This window comes from Azospirillum sp. Marseille-Q6669, from assembly GCF_965111635.1.
The window spans coordinates 422,165-443,032 of sequence record NZ_CBCOOP010000002.1; the positions used below are offsets into that span (position 1 = coordinate 422,165).

Annotated in this window: 17 protein-coding genes; 13 read left to right on the forward strand and 4 right to left on the reverse strand. The window is 69.6% G+C overall.

From position 1 onward, the window contains the following. Positions 1 to 48: 48 nt before the first annotated feature. Entirely contained in the window at positions 49 to 828 is a 780-nt protein-coding gene (locus ACWPXE_RS13235; RefSeq protein WP_454018226.1) for an alpha/beta fold hydrolase, read from the reverse strand. Positions 829 to 999: 171 nt separating this feature from the next. On the opposite strand from ACWPXE_RS13235, the gene murJ reads away from it, so the two are divergent. Continuing rightward, positions 1,000 to 2,550 carry a murein biosynthesis integral membrane protein MurJ gene (gene murJ / locus ACWPXE_RS13240; protein WP_454018227.1) on the forward strand — a complete coding sequence of 517 codons (1,551 nt, stop codon included), beginning with the start codon at positions 1,000 to 1,002 and terminating at the stop codon, positions 2,548 to 2,550. Between the two features lie 3 nt (positions 2,551 to 2,553). Here murJ and ACWPXE_RS13245 read toward each other — a convergent pair whose 3' ends face one another. Beyond that, the gene (locus ACWPXE_RS13245; RefSeq protein WP_454018228.1) at positions 2,554 to 3,396 is read right to left on the reverse strand and encodes a sulfurtransferase; all 843 of its coding nucleotides are present in this window, start codon (positions 3,394 to 3,396) and stop codon (positions 2,554 to 2,556) included. Between the two features lie 196 nt (positions 3,397 to 3,592). On the opposite strand from ACWPXE_RS13245, the gene fliN reads away from it, so the two are divergent. Next, entirely contained in the window at positions 3,593 to 3,895 is a 303-nt protein-coding gene (gene fliN, locus ACWPXE_RS13250) for a flagellar motor switch protein FliN (RefSeq protein ID WP_014240218.1), read from the forward strand. A gap of 112 nt (positions 3,896 to 4,007) precedes the next feature. Here the strand turns inward: fliN and ACWPXE_RS13255 are convergent, their stop codons facing one another. Further along, entirely contained in the window at positions 4,008 to 4,289 is a 282-nt protein-coding gene (locus ACWPXE_RS13255) for a DUF2312 domain-containing protein (protein ID WP_014240219.1), read from the reverse strand. A gap of 187 nt (positions 4,290 to 4,476) precedes the next feature. On the opposite strand from ACWPXE_RS13255, the gene ACWPXE_RS13260 reads away from it, so the two are divergent. Next, entirely contained in the window at positions 4,477 to 5,709 is a 1,233-nt protein-coding gene (locus tag ACWPXE_RS13260; protein ID WP_454018229.1) for a diaminopropionate ammonia-lyase, read from the forward strand. Between the two features lie 127 nt (positions 5,710 to 5,836). Further along, positions 5,837 to 7,018 carry an aminotransferase gene (locus tag ACWPXE_RS13265; protein WP_454018230.1) on the forward strand — a complete coding sequence of 394 codons (1,182 nt, stop codon included), beginning with the start codon at positions 5,837 to 5,839 and terminating at the stop codon, positions 7,016 to 7,018. Between the two features lie 6 nt (positions 7,019 to 7,024). On the opposite strand, the gene ACWPXE_RS13270 is transcribed toward ACWPXE_RS13265, so the two are convergent. Continuing rightward, positions 7,025 to 7,690, reverse strand: a complete 666-nt coding sequence (locus ACWPXE_RS13270) for an ATP-dependent Clp protease proteolytic subunit (RefSeq protein ID WP_014240222.1) — start codon at positions 7,688 to 7,690, stop codon at positions 7,025 to 7,027. 218 nt (positions 7,691 to 7,908) lie between these two features. Here ACWPXE_RS13270 and ACWPXE_RS13275 point away from each other — a divergent pair, with 218 nt between their 5' ends. From ACWPXE_RS13275 to ACWPXE_RS13315, 9 genes are all read left to right on the forward strand, one after another. Continuing rightward, complete coding sequence (locus ACWPXE_RS13275; RefSeq protein ID WP_454018231.1) at positions 7,909 to 8,697, forward strand: alpha/beta hydrolase family esterase; 789 nt, start codon at positions 7,909 to 7,911, stop codon at positions 8,695 to 8,697. A 101-nt stretch (positions 8,698 to 8,798) separates the two neighbouring features. Beyond that, positions 8,799 to 9,653 carry an ABC transporter ATP-binding protein gene (locus ACWPXE_RS13280; protein ID WP_454018232.1) on the forward strand — a complete coding sequence of 285 codons (855 nt, stop codon included), beginning with the start codon at positions 8,799 to 8,801 and terminating at the stop codon, positions 9,651 to 9,653. A 7-nt stretch (positions 9,654 to 9,660) separates the two neighbouring features. Then, positions 9,661 to 10,470: an ABC transporter permease gene (locus ACWPXE_RS13285; protein WP_454018233.1), complete on the forward strand. Its 810-nt coding sequence runs from the start codon at positions 9,661 to 9,663 to the stop codon at positions 10,468 to 10,470. 33 nt (positions 10,471 to 10,503) lie between these two features. After that, a complete protein-coding gene (locus ACWPXE_RS13290; RefSeq protein ID WP_454018234.1) occupies positions 10,504 to 11,523 on the forward strand; it encodes an ABC transporter substrate-binding protein in 1,020 nt (339 codons plus the stop codon). A 121-nt stretch (positions 11,524 to 11,644) separates the two neighbouring features. Next, the gene (locus ACWPXE_RS13295) at positions 11,645 to 12,076 is read left to right on the forward strand and encodes an ArsC/Spx/MgsR family protein (RefSeq protein ID WP_035673230.1); all 432 of its coding nucleotides are present in this window, start codon (positions 11,645 to 11,647) and stop codon (positions 12,074 to 12,076) included. A 51-nt stretch (positions 12,077 to 12,127) separates the two neighbouring features. After that, positions 12,128 to 14,218, forward strand: coding sequence for an ATP-binding protein (locus ACWPXE_RS13300; protein ID WP_454018235.1), 2,091 nt, complete (start codon positions 12,128 to 12,130; stop codon positions 14,216 to 14,218). 13 nt (positions 14,219 to 14,231) lie between these two features. After that, a complete protein-coding gene (locus ACWPXE_RS13305; protein WP_454018236.1) occupies positions 14,232 to 16,184 on the forward strand; it encodes a response regulator in 1,953 nt (650 codons plus the stop codon). Between the two features lie 145 nt (positions 16,185 to 16,329). After that, a complete protein-coding gene (locus tag ACWPXE_RS13310) occupies positions 16,330 to 18,951 on the forward strand; it encodes a response regulator (RefSeq protein WP_454018237.1) in 2,622 nt (873 codons plus the stop codon). Between the two features lie 14 nt (positions 18,952 to 18,965). Next, a complete protein-coding gene (locus ACWPXE_RS13315) occupies positions 18,966 to 20,855 on the forward strand; it encodes a response regulator (protein ID WP_454018238.1) in 1,890 nt (629 codons plus the stop codon). Positions 20,856 to 20,868: the final 13 nt, after the last annotated feature.

Here is a 20,868-nt window from a genome sequence, read left to right on the forward strand (position 1 = left end):
AGAACGGGGGCCTTCGCGGCCCCCGCTTCTTTTTGTCGAACGAAGAAATTACGCGAAGGCTTCGACCAGCGCTGCGAACTCCAGGGGGCGTTCGGCGTGGAGCCAGTGGCCCGCGCCCTCGATCATCTCGATGGCGGCCTTGGGGAAATGGCGTCGGATGGCCGCGTGGGTCTCCGGCACGATGTAGTCGGAGCGGGTGCCCCCGATGAACAGGGTGGGGCCGTCGTACCGGGCGTCACCCAGATCCGGGAAGCCGATCAGGTCGCTCATGCGGGCGCCGATGGCGTCGAGGTTGATCCGCCAGTGAAACGACCCCTGCTCCAGAACGAGATTTTGCAGCAGGAAGGAGCGCAGGGGGGCTTCCGGCACCGCATCGACCAACTGCGCCTCGACCTCCGACCGGCGGGTGCAGCCTTCCAGCTTGGCCTGCTTCATCGCCGCCACGAAGGGGGCGTGGGTGTGGGTGTAGGCGACCGGCGCGATGTCGGCCACCGCCAGACGCTCCACCCGGTCGGGATGGTTCAGCGCCAGGGTCATCGCCACCTTGCCGCCCATGGAATGACCGACCACCGACGCCCGTGCAAAGCCGCGGTCGTCGAGGAAGCGCAGCACGTCCGCGGCCATTGCCGGGTAGGTCATCTCGTCCGACCAGGGGGCGCCGCCGTGGTTGCGCAGGTCCAGGGCGTAGACCCGGTGCCGCTCCGCGAAGCGCTTCGCCAGGGTCTGCCAGTTGCGCGCCGACCCGAACAGGCCGTGCAGGACCAGCAGGGGGGTGCCGCCGTTCGCTTCGCCGGCTTCCAGATAGGTGAGGGGAAGACCCTGGGCCATGGACGTTCCGCTTGTCTGAAGGGGAGGGATGGGACAATGGGTGGGCGGCGATCCTAGCAGACCGTTTCCGCCCGCCGCCTTCAAATTCCACACGGGCTGGCATGCCGAAAGGCGTGACGCTGGCCGGGAAAACGCTAGGATGGCGCCGCTCATCAGAGGACCCGTACCACCGTGCTCCGCAACATCCTGTCCGTCGGCGGGCTGACGCTGGTCAGCCGAGTCCTTGGTTTCCTGCGCGACGTTCTGACCGCAGCGCTGCTCGGCGCCGGGCCGGTTGCCGACGCCTTCTTCGTGGCGTTCCGGCTGCCCAACCATTTCCGCGCCCTGTTCGCCGAGGGGGCCTTCAACTCCGCCTTCGTGCCGCTGTTCTCCGCCAAGCTGGTGCAGGACGGGCAGGCCGCCGCCAAACGCTTCGCCGAGGAGGTGATGAGCCTGCTGCTGGTGGTGCAACTGCTGTTTCTGGCCGGCATCCTGGCGATCATGCCGCAGTTCATGACGGTCTTCGCGCCGGGCTTCTCCGACGAGCCGGAGAAGTTCCGGCTGGCCGTCCTGTTCACCAGCATCACCTTCCCGTACCTGCTGTTCATCTCGCTGGAATCGCTGCTGGCCGGCGTTCTGAACAGCATGGGGCGGTTTGGGGCGGCGGCGGCGGCGCCGATCCTGCTCAACCTGTGCCTGATCGCGGCGATGGTGCTGGCCGCGCCGCTGCTGCCGACGGTCGGCCACGCCCTGTCCTGGGGCGTCTTCGCCGCGGGGCTGGCGCAGTTCCTCTACCTGTATTGGGAGGCGAGCCGGGCCGGAATGGGGCTGCGTCTGGCCCTGCCGCGCCTGACGCCCGACGTGAAGCGGTTCCTGACCGTGCTGGGTCCGGCGGCTCTGGGCTCCGGCCTGACGCAGATCAACCTGTTCGTCGACACGCTGATCGCCTCGCTGCTGCCCACCGGGGCGGTGTCCTACCTCTATTACGCGGACCGGCTGAACCAGCTGCCGCTGGGCGTCATCGGGATCGCGGTGGGCACCGTTCTGCTTCCGGAAATGGCCCGGCGCATCAAGGGCGGGGACGAGCCGGGCGCGGTGGAGAGCCAGAACCGGGCGGTGGAACTGTCGCTGGTGCTGACCCTGCCGGCTGCCGCCGCCTTCCTGGTCGCCGGTCTGCCCATCGTGTCGGTTCTGTTCCAGCACGGTGCCTTCGGCCCGACCGACGCGGCGCAGTCCGCCGCGACCCTGCAAGCCTACGCGCTGGGCCTGCCGGCCTTCGTGGTGATCCGCAGCCTCGTCAACGGCTTCTACGCCCGGCACGACACGGCGACCCCGGTGCGGGTGGCGCTGGCCGCGACGGCGGTCAATGTGGCGCTGAAGCTGGCGCTGATGGGGCCGCTGGCCCAGGTCGGGCTGGCGGTGGCGACCTCCGTCGCCGCCTGGGTCAACGCCGGGTTGCTGGCGTGGCTGCTGACCCGGCGCGGGCTGTTCAAGGCCGACGCCCGGCTGCTGCGCAACCTGCCGCGCATGGCCGTTGCGGCGCTCGCCATGGGCGGCACGCTGTGGCTGGTGCAGACCCAACTCTCGCCCTGGCTGACCGCCCATGGCCTGTTCGAGCGGCTGGGCGGGCTGGTGCTGCTCGGCCTTGCCGGCTTTCTGGTCTACGCGGTGCTGGCGATCGCGCTGGGCCTGCTGCGCCGGTCGGACCTCGGGCGGTTCCGCCGGCGCCGCAAGAGCGTTTGATGCCTAAGCCGCCGGCCCGTTCTTGACAGGGCGGGCCGGGTCGGCGGTCCATTCCGACATCGACCCGTCATAGAGGCGGACCCCGTCGATCCCCGCCACCTCGCTCAGCGCGAACCAGGACACCGAGGCGAGGTGGCCGGTGTTGCAGAAGGTGATCGTCGCATCGCCGGTCCCGGCTTGATCCGCAAGCGCCTTCACCACGTCGGCGGGGAGGAAGCGCTTCTCGGCGGCGGAGTAGAAGGCGCTGTTCTCGATCAGCACCGCCCCCGGCAGCGTGCCCGGAACGCGGGTTTGCGGGCTCTTGGCCTTGCCCTCGAACTGCTCGGCGGAGCGGGAGTCCAGCAGCGGGACGGCTCCGCCGGCCACCGCCGCCGCGACCACGGGCAGGGGCGCGCGCAAGTCCTCGCGGGGGGCCGCGGTGAAGGTGGCTGCAGGACGGGTGGCGGCGGTCGTGGCGACGGGATTGCCGGCGTCGCTCCAGGCGGCGAAGCCGCCGTCCAGCACCGACATGCGGTCATGGCCCAGCGTCTTGAACGTCCAATAGACGCGCGTCGCGTTCCCCATGTCGGCGGCGCTCAGGCCGCTGGCGACCAGCACGACGTGATCCCCGTTGCCGATTCCCAATCCGCCGATCAGCCCTTCCAGAACGGGGACATCGGGCAGCAGGCCCGGAACGCCGTCCACCGTGGCCCGCCAGCCGGCCTTCGCGTAATCGGAATGGACCGAGCCGGGGATGAAGCCGCCCGACGGCGGCGTACGCACGTCCAGAACCACGAGGTCGGGGCGGTCGAGGGCGTCCTTCAGCCAGGCGCTGTCGACCAGCGGGCGTTGGGAATCGGTCGTCATGGCTCTGCCTTCGCGGCTGGTTTCACGTCGGGAGAGCAGGGTATCAACACATGGCAGCGCAGGAAAACCAAATCTGCGCTGTTGTATCCCATCCTTGTCGCAAGGCCTCGTGACGGTCGCCGTTGCCCCGGCGCGCCCGGTGCGGTAACTCTAATCGGTTGGAAGGGTCCGGTGACCCGGGGTGAAGGAGTGCGGCATGGCCAACATCGACGATCTGCTGGGCGCCGGCTCGTCCGACGACATGAGCAGCGACGCCTTCGCCATCGGCGACGCGCCGGTCGAGATCAAGGTGGTCATCGGCACCGCCATGCTGCGTGTCCGCGACCTTCTGAAGCTGGGCCGCGGCGCCGTCGTGGAGCTGGACCGGCACTTGAAGGACCCGACCGACGTCTATGTGGAGGGCGTCCTCGTCGCCCGCGGCGAGGTGGTCATCGTGGACGACAAGATCGGCGTCACCCTGACCGACTTCGTGAAATCCAGTCGCGAGTGGAAGCGCTAAGCTTTTGGCGCTTTGATGCGCTTACGCAACGACATGTTCCGGGAGCGAAACGTCATGTTGCGCCCCCGGAACAATCATGATGCGGCTTCGCAACGATCCTTTATTTAAATCGTCACTCGGCCGGCTCGGGGACCACGATGTCCAACGGCGTGCCGGTGGCGTGGGCGTAGAGCATCAGGTCGTTCAGTAGCTCGGCCTCCTGCTCGCCGGCGTCCTTGCGGCGGATGGCGACCAGCTTGTCGAGCGCCTTGATGTTGAAGCCGGCGGATTTGACCTCGCTGCGCAGGTCCTTCAGGTCGGCCTTCAGGCCGTCGATCTCGTCCATCAACCGCTCCATGCGATCGGCGAACTGCTTCAATTGGTCGGCGGCGGTGGTGTTGAAACCGGTCGTCACGACGGAACCATCTCCTTCAGGAACGGGAACCCCGCCGCCTTCGGCGCGCTGGCCGGACCGCGGGGGGAGGCGCTGTTAGCACAGCTCGCGGCGCTTTGTCCGGGGACAACGCGCGTGGCTTGACGCGGCGTGGCCGGCAATGCTTTCGTGACTGCGGCCGTCCTTGCGGCGCTGGAGAGCGAACACGATGTCCGACCTGCCGCCGCTTGGCACCCCGCGTCTTTTTTCGAATCCGCGCGCCGACACGGACCAGCCCTACGGCTCCGCGGAACGGGCGATCCTGAGCCGCGCCGCCTTCCAGGACGCGATGACGGAGATCGGCGCCTGGCCGGGGTACGCCCCGACCCCGCTGCGCTCGCTGAGCGGGCTGGCCCGCGCCGCCGGCATTGACCGCATCTGGTACAAGGACGAGAGCAGCCGCTTCAACCTGCACAGCTTCAAGGCGCTGGGCGGCGCCTACGCCGTGCTGCGCCTTCTGGTGCGCGAGGTGCAGGCCCGCGTGCCCGGCGTGCCGGTGACCGCGCTGGATCTGGTGGTCGGGCGCTACGCCAAGGTGACCCGCGGCATCACGGTGACCACGGCGACCGACGGCAACCACGGCCGCTCCGTCGCCTGGGGCGCGCAGGTGTTCGGCTGCGGCTGCGTCATCTACATTCCCGGAAACTGCTCGCAAGGGCGGCAGCAGGCCATCGAGTCCTTCGACGCCCGCGTCGTCCGTGTCGCGGGCAACTACGACGACGCGGTGCGGCAGGCCGCGGTGGACGCGCGGGAGCATGGCCGGCACGTCGTCTCCGACACCTCCTACACCGGCTACATGGACATCCCCCGCGACGTGATGCAGGGCTACACCGTGATGGTGGAGGAAGCGATCGGCCAGCTTCCGGCCAGCGAGCGCCCGACCCACGTCTTCGTGCAAGGCGGGGTGGGGGCCTTGCCCGCCGCCGTCTGCGGCCATCTGTGGGAAAGCTTGGGCCGCCAGCGCCCGCGCTTCGTGGTGGTGGAGCCGCACGCCGCCGACTGCCTCTACCAGAGCGCCGTCAACGGCCGTCCGACGCCGTCCAAGGGCGATCTGGAGACGCTGATGGCCGGGTTGGCCTGCGGTGAGGTGTCCCTGCTGGCCTGGGCGATCCTGGAGCGTGGGGCCGACGATTTCCTGACCGTCCCCGACGACGCGGCGGTGGCGACCATGCGCCTGCTGGCCGAGGGTCGGCATGGCGGGCGGCCCATCGTGGGCGGGGAGTCCGGCGTGGCCGGTCTGGCCGGCCTGCTCTGCGCCGCGGCGGACCCGGCGACCCGCGCCAGCCTGGGCCTCGCCCCGGATGCCCGCGTGCTGGTCTTCGGATCGGAGGGGGCGACCGACCCCGAGGTCTATGAGTCCCTGGTGGGCCGAAAGCCGGACGCGGTGCTGGGCGGCGCCTGACCCCTGCTTTGCCTCCGCTTGGCCTGCCATGCGTGGTCTTCCCGCGCTGGTCCCTTGCGTGAGCCCGGCGACGCGGTCCACCATGGCGCCCCATAAAAATCGGACCTCGCAGACTGGACATCAGGGAATGGACCGCAGAGACGTCAACCCGCTCGTCGCCGCCACCGAGGCCCCGCCCATCGCCGAGGCGTGGCGCTGGGTCGAGGGCCGCAGCTTTCCGGCGGACAAGCCGCTGATCGACCTCTGTCAGGCGGTGCCCGGCTACCCGCCCGCCGACGCGCTGACCGCCCATCTGGCCGAGCAGGTGCGGGCGCCGGACACCGCGCGCTACACCGCCATCGACGGTATCCCGCCGCTGACCGCGGCGCTGGCCCGGCGCACCGGCTCGCTTTATGGCGCGGAGGTCGCGGCGAACGAGGTGCTCATCACCGCCGGCTGCAACCAGGCCTTCGCGGTGGCGGTGATGGGGCTGGCGCGGGCCGGCGACAACGTCATCCTGCCCGCTCCCTGGTACTTCAATCACAAGATGACGCTGGACATGCTGGGCATCGAGGCCCGGCCGCTGGCATTGCGCGAGGAGAACGGGCTGGTCCCCGACCCGGCGGAGGCCGAGCGGCTGATCGACGCCGGCACCCGCGCGCTGGTGCTGATCTCCCCCAACAACCCGACCGGCGCCATCGCCTCGCCCGAGGCCATCGCAGCGCTGTACGAACTGTGCGAGCGGCGCGGTGTGACGCTGCTGCTCGACGAGACCTACCGCGACTTTCCGGATTGGGAGGGGCGGGCGCCGCACGGACTGTTCCAGCGGCCCGGCTGGCAGCGCACGCTGGTCCAGCTCTACAGCTTCTCCAAGGTCTACAGCCTCGCCGGCTATCGGGTCGGCGCGGTAATCGCCGACGCCGGTCTGCTGTCCCAGGCACGCAAGGTCATGGATTGCCTCGCCATCTGCGCCCCGCATGTCGGGCAGAAGGCAGCGCTGTACGGGCTGGAGAACCTGGACGGCTGGGTGGCGGAGAAGCGGGGCGACATCCTGGCCCGCGTCCACGCCTTCCAATCGGCGATGGAGGCCAGCGGCACCGGGTACCGCATCGCCAGCATCGGGGCCTACTTCGCCTATGTCCGGCATCCCTTCGCCGGCAAGCGCGCCCGTGAGGTGGCCGAGGGGCTGGCGCGCGATCACAACATCCTGTGCCTGCCCGGCTCCATGTTCGGTCCCGGCCAGGACGATTACCTGCGCTTTGCCTTCGCCAACGTCGACGCGGCTGTCATGCCGGAGATCGCGCGGCGTCTCGTGGAAAGCGAAGCGTAAAAGACGTTAGCGGATCAGGTGGGTGACGATGTTGGCGCCCACCGCCGCCAGATGGTCGGCGTTGTCGCGGTAGTCGAGGCTGCCGGAAAAACCGCCGGCGGCCCGCACCCGCTCGATCCAGGCCGGGGCGGCGCCCAGCGCGACCAGACGCTTCACCATCTGGTCGGTGGAGCGCAGCGTCATGCGGCCGTTCTCGGCCAGACGCGGGGCGTGCACCATGAACTCGGCGGTCGGCGCGGCGTAGCGCGGGTAGCCGGCCAGATAGAGGCCGACGCACATGCTCTCGCAGGACTGCCCGCCGGCCACGCGGGTGGCGACGGCACGCCCGGCCTGCCGTTCCGCCAGCATCAGGTCGATCATGCGGTAGCCCGCCGTCGTGAAGCCGCCGGGGCTGGACAGTTCGACCACCACCGGCTGGCCGGCCGGCACGCTGCGCAGCGCGTCGGAGAAGCGCTGCTCCACGGCCGGCGTGATGATGCCGTCCAGCCGCAGCGTCGTGGAGTCCACCTGATCGACGCGGACCAGTGTGGCGTCGGGGAAGTCGGAGGCGACGGGGGGCGGCACTGGGTTCGGACGGTTCACCGACAGGCTGTCGGCGGTCGCGGCTCCAGACGAGCCGACGGCCAGCAGCAGCCCCAGAACCATCATGCGTGCAGTCGCGCGAACCGGCATCGAAACCTCCTTGCTCTGGGAAGGAGGGTGCCGGGAAATGCTTGCGTGATGGTTAACGCCAAGCCTGCCCAAAGGTGCAACGACCCTCGCCGCAGACTGTTTATGGAGGAAGGCGATCGTTCGGTCTGTGAATGGTGAAACAATTTTGCGCATTTTGCGCCGCGGCCATGCTGGTTCTGTGGTCCTTTCAGGGCTTATCGGCGGAATTGGTTAATAATGTGGCGCCGCAGCAATTGTCGCGCGGCTGCGGAGCGCCGGCCCCGGCAACGGCGCCCGACCATGTGACTCTGGACGGGGCGGCGCGCGGCGTGATCGTGGCCGTGCCGGATGGCTACCGCCCTGAGCGTCCGCACAGCCTCGTCGTTGCCTTTCACGGGCGGACCAACAGCAACGCCGAGGTGCGGCGCTACTTCGGCCTGGAAGGGCAGGCGGGGGAGCCGGCGATCATCGTCTATCCTGCCAGTCTGAAGGATTCCCGCGGCTTGAACGTCTGGTCCGATTCCGGCGACTCACCGGACCGGCTGCGCGATTTCCGTCTGTTCGACGCCGTTCTGGAGAGCATGGCGGCGCGCTATTGCATCGACATGGGCCGGGTGTTCGTCGTTGGCCATTCGCTGGGCGGGTCTTTCGCCAACAGCCTCGCCTGCGCGCGGGGCGGGGTGATCCGCGGCTTGGCCAGCGTCGGGGGCGGGTCCGCGCGGCCCAAGGACTGCGGCGGGCCGGTCGCCGCCATGGTCCTGCACAACCCGCGCGACGAGCTGGTTCCGGTCTCAGAAGCGTTGCGCCTGCGCCGGGCGCTGCTGGCCCAGGACGGGTTGCCGACGGGCAGCGAGCCGGACGAGCCGCACCGCTTCAACTGCCGGCGCTATGGCGCCGAGGGCGAGGAGAACCCGGTTCTGTGGTGCCCGCTGGCCGACGACCGGACACGCAACGGGCGCTTCTACCCGCATCAATGGCCGCAAGGGGTAGGGGCGGCGATCATGGCCTTTTTCGCGCGGCTGGATTGAATCATATCGTCCGCGGAAACGATTGTTTGCGGCACCCATTGCCGCAACCGCTTCATTCCGCCAAGATGCCGTGAAAACAAACTCAGGGATGGAACGCATTGATGTCAGACAGCGCCGCCGTGGCGGCCGCCCTGCGGACGGAGGGGGCGGACAAGGCCGCGCTCCGCCTGGACGGCGTGACCTGCACCTTTCCATCGCCCGACGGACGCGGGCAGACCTACACGGCGGTCCAGGGCGTGACCCTGTCGGTCGCCGCTGGGGAGTTCGTGTCCATCGTCGGGCCGACCGGCAGCGGCAAATCCACCATCCTGAACGTTGCGGCGGGCCTGCTCGCCCCCAGCGCCGGGCGCGCCCTGACCTTCGGGGCGCCGGTCGACGGCATCAATCCACACGCCGGTTACATGTTCCAGGCGGACGCGCTGATGCCCTGGAAGTCGGCGCTGGAGAATGTCGCCGCCGGGCTGGAGTTCCGCGGTGTGCCGCGGCGCGAGGCGGAGGAGCGGGCGCGCCCCTGGCTGGCCCGCGTCGGGCTGGAGCGCTTCGGCGACCGCTACCCCCACCAGCTTTCCGGCGGCATGCGCAAGCGGGTGGCACTGGCCCAGACGCTGATCGTCGATCCGAAGATCGTGCTGATGGACGAGCCCTTCTCGGCGCTCGACATCCAGACGCGGCAGTTGATGGAGAACGAGTTGCTGGACCTGTGGTCGGCGGACCGCAAGTCCGTGGTCTTCATCACCCACGACCTGGAGGAGGCCATCTCCATGTCCGACCGGGTGCTGGTGCTGTCCGCCGGCCCCGGCGCCCGGCTGATCGGCGAGTACCGGGTGGACCTGGAGCGTCCGCGCGACGTGGCGGAAATCCGCATGACGCCGCGCTTCCTCGACCTGCACCGGGAAATCTGGGGGCAACTCCGCGAGGAAGTTCTCAAGGGCTACGCCCAGACCAAGTTGACGTGAGGACCCCATGGCCGTGGCCCGTGTGAAACGTCTGCCGAGCCGCCCGGTGATCCTGCTGCTGCAGGTCGCCGTTCTGGTCGGCTTCTTCCTGCTCTGGCACGTCCTGACCGCGACGAAGATCCTGAGTCCCTTCTTCTTCGGCACACCGCTGGCGGTGCTGGAGCGCACCTGGAGCGACTTCGCGTCCGGCGTGATCTGGTACCATCTCGGGATCACGCTTCTGGAAACCGCGCTGGCCTTCGCCATCGGCACCATCGCGGGCATCGCTTTCGGATTCTGGTTCGCCCGCGCGCCCTTGGTCTCCATCGTCTTCGACCCTTACATCAAGGCGGTCAACGCGCTGCCGCGGGTGGTGCTGGCGCCGATCTTCGCGCTGTGGCTGGGCCTCGGCATCTGGTCGAAGGTGGCGCTGGGGGTGACGCTGGTCTTCTTCATCGTCTTCTTCAACGTCTACCAGGGCGTAAAGGAGGTCAGCCCGGTCGTGCTGGCCAACGCGAAGATGCTGGGGGCGAGCAACCGGCACCTGTTCCGGCACGTCTATCTGCCGTCCGCCCTGTCCTGGGTCTTCTCCAGCCTGCACACCGCGGTCGGCTTCGCCATGGTCGGCGCGGTGGTGGGTGAGTATCTCGGCTCCGCCGCCGGCCTCGGCTACCGCATCCATCAGGCGGAGGGGGTGTTCGACACGGTCGGCGTCTTCTCCGGCATGCTGGTGCTGACGATCTTCGTCGTGGTGATCGACGCCGTGGTGACCGTCATCGAGAAACGCCTTCTGCACTGGCGCCCGCAGGAGGCGCAGACGACCAACGCGCAGGGATGACTGCGCCAAGCTCATAAAATCGGGAGGGAAGCCATGCGTATGAAAAGCGTGATCGCGGCCGCGGCGGTGGTCCTGGCCTTCGGCATCGGCGGGGCGAACGCCCAGCAGGTCGAGAAGAAGGACCTGAAGCTGGCGGTCGGCGGCAAGCCGCTGCTCTATTACCTGCCGCTGACGGTGGCGGAGCGGCTCGGCTACTTCAAGGAGGCCGGGCTGAACGTCGAGATCAATGACTTCGGCGGCGGCGCCAAGAGCCTCCAGGCGCTGGTCGGCGGTTCGGCGGACATCGTGACGGGCGCCTTCGACCACACGGTGCAGATGCAGGCCAAAGGCCAGCCGATCACCGCGGTTGCCCTGCTGGGCCGCTATCCCGGCATCGTCCTCGCCGCGGTCAACAAGGCCGGCACGATCACGTCGATCAAGGAGCTGAAGGGCAAGAAGATCGGCGTGACCGCTCCCGGCTCCTCGACCAACTTCATGGTCAACTACCTGCTGACCCAGCACGGCATGACGCCGGAGGATGTGTCCTTCATCGGTGTCGGCGGCGGCCCCAGCGCGGTGGCCGCGGTGAAGCGTGGCGAGATTGACGCCATCGCCAACCTCGACCCGGTGATCAGCCAGTTGGAGGCCGACGGCGACGTCACCACCATCGCCGACACCCGGACGGAGAAGGGCACGCTGGACACCTACGGCGGGCCGTACCCGGCGGCGGTGCTCTACACCACGCCGGATTTCATCAAGGAGAACCCGAAGACCACCCAGGCGCTGGTCGACGTCTTCGTGCGGACGCTGAAGTGGCTGGATCAGGCCAAGACCGAGGACGTCCTGAAGGTCCTGCCGCCGGAATACTTCCTCGGCAACCAGACGCTCTACGCCCAGGCGTTCGAGCATTCGAAGCCGACCTACTCGCCCGACGGCCGCTTCTCCCAGGAGGGGGCGGAGGCCGCCTACAAGGTGCTGAAGGCTTTCGACAAGGCCGTGGCCACGACGGACATCGACCTGTCCAAGACCTACACGAACGCCTACGTCGAGGACTCGCTGAAGCGCATAAAGTGATTGGCGAACAGCCGAGCCGTTCGACAATCCGGGGGTGCGACATTCCGTCACCGGCACCCCCGGTCCCCGCGCCGGTAGACTGGACCTAATTCGTCCTGTTTCGATGCGGAGCACCAACCCCATGACGGAAGTGATCTTTTACGGTCTGTCCGGCTGCACGGCGAACGCCAAGCAGAAGCTTCAACTCCAGGCCGCCGGCCACACGCTGGTGGAGCGCGATCTGGCCGCCGAGCCGCTCACCGCCGAAACCCTGCGCCCCTTCTTCGAGGACCGTCCGGTCGAGGACTGGTTCAACCGCCGCGCCGCCGCCGTGAAGACCGGCGCCGTGAAGCCCGACGAACTGGACGAGGAGTCGGCGCTGGCCGCCCTGCTGGCCGACCGCGACCTGATCCGCCGCCCGCTGCTCCAGGTCGGGGCGGACCGCAAGGCCGGATTCGACCCCAACACGCTGCACGCCTGGATCGGCCTGACCGCGTCCGGCGAAAGCTGCGACGACAAGCATTCGCGCGGCGTCTGCGACCACGGCCATCACCATTTCCCGAAGCAGGGCTGAGCGCGGAATCAACTGGCGGGGGGACCGGGCGTAATGGTTGAATGCCGGGTTATGGACCGGCCCGACCAAGAGCTTGCGGAACTCCTCGACACCCTGGGCGCGCGGCTGTCCGCCGCGCCGCCCGGCGCGCTGGCTCATCTGCGTGAGCCGTTGCGGGTGCTGCGGGACCAGCTCGACGCCGTCGTGGAGAGTCCGGCGAGCCGTCACCCAGGAGAGCGCGAGACGCATTTCCGTGCGCTGCTGTCCGACGCCATCGGTTGCGTGTCTGAAGGCTTCGTGCTGTTCGGCGCCGATGGGCGGCTGGTGCTGTGCAACGACCGCTACCGCGCCGCCTACCCGCTGCTGTCCGACCATCTGGTTCCCGGCGTCCGTTTCGCCGACCTGCTGCGCGTCGCGGTCGAGCGGGGGGCGGCCGGCGACGATCTCGGCGACCCGTCCGACTGGATCGCCGAGCGGCTGAACCGCCACACCCGCAGCGGGCCACCGACCGACCACCAACTCGGCGACGGGCGCTGGTACCGCATCAGCGAGCACGCCACGCGCTTCGGCGGTGTGGTCAAGATCCTCACCGACATCACCGAGCTGAAACGCCACGAGGAGGCGCTGGCCGACAGCGAGGCGCGCTACCGCCGGCTGGTCGAGATGGCGCCCTATGGCATCCTGATCTGGGACGGGCTGCGGCTGCGCTTCGCCAACCGCTCCGCCGCGCTGATTCTGGGCAACGGCGATCCCGAGGCCATGCTGCGCATCCCGCTGGTCGAGGCGACGGAGTTCGACGGGGTGCAGCGCCTGTTCGACTGGCTGCCACCGCCCGGCAGCGGCCTGGAGGCACCGCCGCCGGTCGAGGCCCGCTTCGTCACGGCGCAGGGCGCCTTGCGCGAGCTTGAGGTCGGCATCCACCCCTTCGCGGTCGAGGGAGAGGCGGCGTGGTTCCTCGTCCTCACCGACATCACCGGGCGCAAGCAGGCGGAGCGCGCCATCCAGCAGGCGCAGAAGATGCAGGCCATCGGCCAATTGGCTGGCGGCATCGCCCACGAGTTCAACAACATGCTGACGGCCATCGGCGGCTTCGCCCAGATGGCGCGCCGCGCTCCTCAGGACCGGCCGCGGGTCGAGCAGTGCCTGACCGAGATCGTCAAGGCGACCGACCGCGCCTCCGGCCTGACCGCCCAACTGCTCAGCTTCGGGCGGCCCGGCCAGACCGACGCTGCGCGCCCCGTGCGCGTCGGCGCGGTGATCGACGATCTGCGCCGCTTCCTCGGCCCCACGCTGGGCGAGCGCCACCCGCTGCGGATCGAGGGCGCCGGGGGCGGGGTGGTGGTGACCATCGATCCCGCCCTGCTGCACCAGTCGCTGCTCAACCTCGTGCTCAACGCCCGCGACGCCATGCCGGAGGGCGGGCCGATCACCATTGCGGTGGAGCGGACGGACGATCTCGGAGTCACCATCACCGTTGGCGACACCGGTTGCGGCATCGATCCGGCGGTGATCGACCGCATCTTCGAACCCTTCTTCACCACCAAGGAGCCGGGTGCGGGGACCGGGCTGGGGCTGGCGCTGGTCTATTCAACGGTCGCGCGGGCGGGCGGCGCGGTGGAGGTGGACACGGATCTGGGGCGCGGCACCGTCTTCACGCTCCGCTTCCCGGTGGAGGACGTCGCGGAATCGCAGGACGCGGACGCTCCCGGTCTGGACGCCTTCGGTCTTGACGACGCCTTTTCCCTCGACGCGGAGGACGACGAGATGGAGGGGCTGTCGATGGCCGCCACCGTCCTGCTGGTGGAGGACGAGGCGCAGGTCCGCGACTTCATCCGCCTGACGCTGGAGGATATGGGCATGCGGGTGGTCTGCGCCGCCGACGGCAGCGAGGCCCTGCGCGCCTACGCCGACCATGGCGGGGCCTTCGACCTGCTGGTGACCGACCTCGTGATGCCGCAGGTCGGCGGGGCGTCCGTGGCCCGCGCGCTGCGCCGGGAGAATCCGGACCTGCCGACCGTCCTGATGTCCGGCTACCCGCCGGAAACGGAAAGCCTGGACGATCTGCTGGCCGACCCGAAGTCAGGCGGGCGCCGCATCGTCTTCCTGCGCAAGCCGATCAACCCGGACGAGTTGGCCGACACGATCCACGCGCTGCTGATCTGATGGCAGGGCATCGATGAGCGCCGTTCCGCCGCCTTCCTCCCGACCGACCGACGGCATTCCCATCGGCGTCTACGACGTCGACGCACTCCTCGGCGAGCTGAGCGGCGACGCGTCCGAAGAGTCGCCGGAGTCCGCCGTCTGCGTCCGGGTCGAGGAGATCTTCGCCCCCGCCGCGCGATTCCTGATCGCGGAGGAGTTGGCGGAGTTCCTGGAGGCACGCGGCATCACCCCCACCGAATTCCTGCACAAGGTGGAGCCGCAGCGTTCCTTCCTCGACTGGCCGCGCCGCGCCCAGGTGCTGGAGCGGGTGGCCCAGCGGCAGGCCCGCCCCGGCCGCCGCTCCCCCGCCATGCGGCTGGAGGAGCTGAAGCGGCTGGAGCAGGAAGTGCTGGCCATCACCGCCCGGCGCGCCCACAGCGGCGTGGCCCTGTCCATCGACGCCAAGCAGTTTGCCATCACCGTGGCCCAGACCACGGCGCGGACGCCGGGCTTCGCCGGGCGCCACACCATCGATTGCTGGCTGTCCGCCTGGCTGGGTGAGGGGCGCAACCACGAGCTTCGGCTGGTGCGAATCCTCTCGCTCGACGGGGACGGGTTGTCTGGCGAGGGCATTGCCATCCTCGACCAGATCGTCGGGGAGATGCTGGCCAACGGGCTGGTGATCGAGGCGCTGTTCGGCTGGGCGGACGGACTGCGCGGCGTGCTGGACGCCATGGCGATGGTCTGGCGGGGCGAGGCGCCGTCGCACCCCGACGCCCCGGCGGTCCTGCACCGCCTGTCCGCCTTCGTCGCCCGCCATCAGGCGCGCGCCGCCCGGCTGGGGCTGGAGGCCGGGGTTCACCATGCGCTGCTCGGGGACGCGCCGCTGTCCGGCACCAAGGCGGAGCCGGACAGTGTCGCGGCGGTGCTGGACGAGCTGTCGGCGATCAGCCTCCTCGCCGCCCGCCTGACGGTGAAGGGCGGGGTGATCGGCGGGGAGCGCACGACCCGGCTGATCGACCGGCGGGTGGCGCTTCTGCTGTCCGGCGCGCGGCTGGAGGCGGTGCTGCACGCCAAGAGCCACTACGCCCGCATCGTCGATCTTCTGGCCTTCGAAGGGGCGGTGTCGGGGGAGCGCAGCCGGCGGATGATCGTCGCCCACCTGCGCCGCCATCTCGAGGCCCGCGACTTCACCCAGCGGCTGTTCGAGACGGCCCGCACGCCGCGCGCCCGTATCAAGGCGCTGGCCGACCTGCAACGGCGCGTGGGGCGCTCCACCCTGCCGGATGGCCTGCGCGAGCGCTACGTCCGCATGCTCGACGAGATCCAGAACACCTTCCTGCGCACCAACAAGGTCTTCGCACGCATCGCCAAGGACCGCCCGCCCCACGTCGACGAGGTCATGGAATTCGCCAGCCTGCTCGCCGAGGGCGCCTTCACCGAGGGGAAATGCGTGGCGGCGGCGCGCGAGCTGGTCGGGCATCATGTCCGCTCCACCGCCTTCCTGCGCGGTTACCTCGCCCGCTGCAAAGACGCGACGGAGCAGAGGGCCGACCGCTTCGCCCAGTTCTTCGCCACATTGGCCGACGCCGGCCTGCCGATGCGCGCCATGAACACGCTGCGCGTCCTGCTGGCCGACGACGAGCCGGCCGCCCGCGGCTATGTCGAGATGATCCTGCGCGACCTCGGCATCACCGACCTGACCATCGCCCAGGACGGGCGCGAGGCACTGACCCGATTCGAGGAGCGGCAGGGCGCCTTCGACCTCATCGTCTGCGACTGGAAGATGCCGCGCCTGTCGGGATTGGAGTTCCTGAAGCTGGTCCGCGCGGTGCGTCCCGACATGCCCTTCCTGATGGTCACCGCGCTCGCCACCATCATCGCGGTCGAGGAGGCCATGGCCCACGACGTCACCGCCTACATCGCCAAACCCTTTTCTCCCGAACAGCTCGAAGAGAAGATCCTGGTTCTGGTGAACCGGCGCTGAGCGGTGGAAATCGTATGCTCACGGTAGAATCCGATTGTACGAAGGCGAACAGCGAAACGGGCTGTTAACGGCTCCCCTCCTATTACGGGTCTATGCAGATCGCGCCTTGCGCGGCGGTACACCCATGACGATGGAGCGGGGCTCCGTGGATCTTTCCGGCCGGGGCGGGCTGCCCCCCACCGACACCGACCTCGACGTCCGTGCCGTCCGGCCGGGCGGGGAAGCGGCGCCACGCCGCGGGCCGGGCGGGCTGACCGACCTGCTGTTCCTCATGCTCGGCGCCGCCGGCCTGCTGGCCGTGATGATGCCGGAGGAGGGGCGCGACCGGCTGATGCTGCCGCTCGGCGTCATGACGCTGGCGATGGCGGCGCTGGCCGTGCTGTCGGTGCGCCGCGCCCGCGCCGCGGCGGCGGCCCTGGACCGCTCCGCCCGCCTGCTGCGCGCCGCCAACGAGGAGCTGGCCGCCAGCCGCCAGCGCTTCCGCGATTTCGCCGAGGCCGCGTCCGACTGGTTCTGGGAAAGCGCTCCCGACCACCGCTACACCTACGTGTCCGAACGGCTGCCGGAGATCCTCGGCGATCCGGCGCCGGTGTTCGGCGATTCGCTGCTCGATCTCGGTGCGCTGGTCGAGGACACCGACACCTGGCTGGACCATCTGGCCGACATCGAGGCCGGGCGGGCTTTCCGCGACCTGGAGGTCACGCTGCGCGACGGGGCGGGCGACACCCGCGTCTTCCGCATCAGCGCCCAGCCCTTCACCGACGCGGACGGGCGGTTCGCCGGCTACCGCGGCACCGGCATCGAGACGACCGCGGAGACGCTGGCCCTGGTCGAGGCGCGCTTCATGCAGTCGGTGGTGCACGACGCGCTGTCCAGCATCTCCGAGGGCTTCGTGCTGTTCAGCCCGGACGACCGCCTGATCTTCTGCAATGAGCGTTACCGCAGCGCCTATCCGAATCTGGCCGATGTGCTGGTGCCCGGCACCGCCTTCAAGGACATCCTGCGCGCCGCCGCCGAGCGCGGCGGGTACGAGGGCGACGACCGCGAGATGGCCGACTGGATCGCCGAGCGGATGAAGCGCCATCTGCTGCACACCGATCCGGTGGACGGCCGCCTGTCCGATGGGCGCTGGTACCGCATCAGCGAGCACGCCACCGGCTCCGGCGGCATCGTGAAGATCCTGATGGACATCACCGAGCTGAAGCGGCGCGAGGAGCAGCTCGCCGGGCAGACGGAGCGGCTGGAGGCCACCGTCAGCGCGCTCAGCGAGAGCGAGAAGCGCTACCGCCAGCTGGTCGAGCTGGCCCCCTACGGCATCGTCATCTGGGACCGCCGGGCGATCCGCTTCGGCAACGCCGCCGCGGCGTCCATCCTGGGGGTGGGCGGCAGCGGCGGGCTGGAGGGCTTGGACCTCAACCGCTTCATCGTCGAGGCGGAGACGGTGACGACGCGCCTGGGGCTGGGCGCGGAGGGCGACCACCAGCGCGTGGAATGCGCGATCGCCCGCCCGTCGGGCGAGCAGCGCCATGTGGAAATCGGCGCCTTTCCCGCGGTCTACCAGCGGGAGCCGGCGGTTCTCCTGGTGCTGAACGACGTGACCGAGCGCCGCCGCGCCGAGGCGGAGCTTCAGAAGTCGCAGAAGATGGAGGCGGTGGGCCGCATGGCCGGCGGCATCGCCCACGAGTTCAACAACATGCTGACCGCCATCGGCGGATTCGCCCGGCTGGCCGAGCGGGCGCCGGACGATCCGGGGCGCGTCACCACCTGCGTGCGGGAGATCGCCAAAGCATCCGACCGGGCGGCCGCGCTGACCGCCCAGCTTCTCGACTTCTCGCGCCGCCGTCCGTCGGACGAGACGGAGGTGGTGGCGCTGGCGCCGCTGGTGCGCGATCTGAAGGTCTTCCTGAAGCCGCTGATGAGCGCCGGCATTGACCTGGACATCCGCATCGGCGACGGAGACGCCCACGCCGTCGCCAACCCGGTGATGCTGAACCAGGCCATCCTGAACCTCGCCCTCAACGCACGCGACGCCATGCCCGACGGCGGGCGCCTGACGATCGCCCTGGACAGCGCCCTGCCGGATGTCGGCTTCTTCGGGCGGCACGGCGCGCTGGCGCACGGCCGCTACGCCGTGATCCGGGTCATCGACGAAGGCTGCGGCGTGCCGGAAGCGGTGCGCGACCGCATCTGGGAGCCCTTCTTCACCACGAAGGAGCCCGGCAAGGGCACCGGCCTCGGCCTGTGGATGGTCTACGGCACCGCCCGGCAGGCCGGCGGCGCTGTGGAGATGGAGGTCGGGCCGGACGGGCGCGGCAGCGTCTTCTCCATCCATCTGCCCGCCGTTCCCGCCCCGGTGAAGGCCGGTTCGCTGGTGGAAGGGCTGGGGCTGGGCGAGGACGAGGGTGCCGCCATCCTGCTGGTGGACGACGAGGATTCCGTGCGCACCTATGCCCGGCTGGCGCTGGAGGAGGCGGGCTGCACGGTGACGGAGGCGGTGGACGGGCTGGACGCGCTGGAGCGCTGGGACGAATGCGGCGGGCTGTTCGACGCCGTGGTGTCCGACATGTCGATGCCCCGCATGAACGGGCTGGAACTGAGCCGCGCCCTGGCGGAGCGCAACCCCGACCTGCGCATCCTCTTCCTGACCGGCTACGCGTCCCATGAAACGGCGGCGGACATGACGGCACAGCCGGGCCGCCGGATCGTCATGAAGCCAGTGGCCCCGGACCGCCTGATCGAGGCGGTGCGCGGGCTGCTGGCCGAATGAGACGGGGTTAGGGCATGGCATCGGACCAGAGCATCGCGGACGGCCGGGACAGCGGTCGTGACCTGGACACGGATGGCGGGAGCGACATCGCCGTCTGCCGGACCCCGGAGGACTTCTACACCCCGCAGGGCCGCGACAGCATCGGCCGGCATTGCCAGCGCTACTTCGACGAGAACGCGCTGACCCCGACCGAGCTTCTGCATTCCCCTCGCCACCAGCAGAGCCTGTCGAACATCCCGACCTTCGTCGCCATCCTGCAGCAGGCGGAACGGGCGATGGACCGCAAGGGCGCGCTGACCGCCCTGGTCAACGAGGTCGCCCGGCTGACCCGCGAGCGGCTGAAGGACGCCCAGCCGCCGGACCTGACGCCGGCCACCTACGCCGCCACGGCGGAGCGGCTGATCGCGTCCCGCGACGCCTTCACCGGGCGGTTCATGGTCGATGCGGCGCTGACCACGCATCTGTACCAGGGCCGCAGCTTCGCCGAAAAGGCGCGGCTCCTGCTGGAGCTGGCGGACGGCCTGGAGGACGCCGACGCGCTGGCACCGCTCGACCGGCTGCTGGGCGAGATCCTGCGCAGCGACACCGGCACCGCGTCCTGTTCCCTGGACGCGCCCTTCGTGGACCGGGTGGACATGATCGTGACGCTGATCGCCGGAGACAAGCCGCTGCCCGACGAGGCGCCGCCGGTCTTCAAAGGGCTTGAGACGCTGGTGCGCCGCACGGCCATGCCGGTGCTGAGCGACAGCCTGATCGTCGCGCTGCGCCGCGAGTTGTCGAAGCCCGACCGCTTCACCATCACCAGCGCCGGCGACCTGTTCGGGGTGGAGGCGGTGCAGCGGGAAATCATGGCGCTGAGCCAGGTGTCGCAGCGGTTGCGCACGGGGGAGGGCTATTTCGGCGGCGCCCGGACGGAGGCGGCGCTCCAGCGGCGCAGCGCTCTGCTTGTCAACGAGGACACGCTTCCCGAGATCACCAAGGGGCGGACGCTGATGCAGAAGCTCCGCATCCTGTTCGTTCTGCAGAAGATGCCCCTGTCGCCCAGCGCCGAGCGGGCGGTGAACGGTTATCTGACGCAGTTCTTCGAGGGACGGGACTTCGCCGGGCGCCTGCTCGACTGCTGGAAGGAGAAGACCGAGAAGCTGAAGGGGCTGGCGGAGGTGCAGAAGCTCGTGCTGGACAGCGCCTTCGCGGAGGACGCCCGCGAGCATATGGCCGGACAGATCGACGAGATCCAGAACGCCTTCATCCGCACCCAGCGCCTGTTGAGCTCTCTTCAGGGCAAGGACGAGCCGACCCCCGACACGGTGCTGGAGATGGTGCGGCTGGCCGGCGACGGCGCCTTCTGCCGCGGCAAGAGCCGGGCCGCGGTCGCCAAGGCGCTGTACCGGCAGGTGCACCGGCCGCGCTTCGTGCGCTCCTTCCTGCTGGGGGCCACGGGCGGCAAGGAGCGCTCGGCCCGCGCCTCCTGGATGCGCGGGGCGCTGGGGGTGATCGGCGTGCCCTTCATCGACCTCGGCGCCATCCGCGTTCTGGTCGTCGACGATGAGGACGGGCCGCGGCACTTCGTCGAATCGGTGCTGCGCGACCTCGGCATCGGCCACATCGACACGGCGGCGGACGGCCAGGAGGCGCTGCTCCGGCTGGCCGGGGACGGGACGTACGACCTGATTGTCTGCGACTGGATGATGCCGAAGGCCAGCGGCCTCGACGTGCTGCGCCGGGTGCGCGAGGTGCGGCGCGATCTGCCCTTCCTGATGGTGACGGCGCTCGCCACGCTGAAGGCGGTGGAGCGGGCGCTGGCCCATAATGTCAGCGCCTATATCGCCAAGCCCTTCACTCCGGAGCAGCTCGAGGAAAAGGTCTTTCTCGTCCTGACCCAGAAATCAGCCCCCGGCGCCTGACCGCGACAGAACA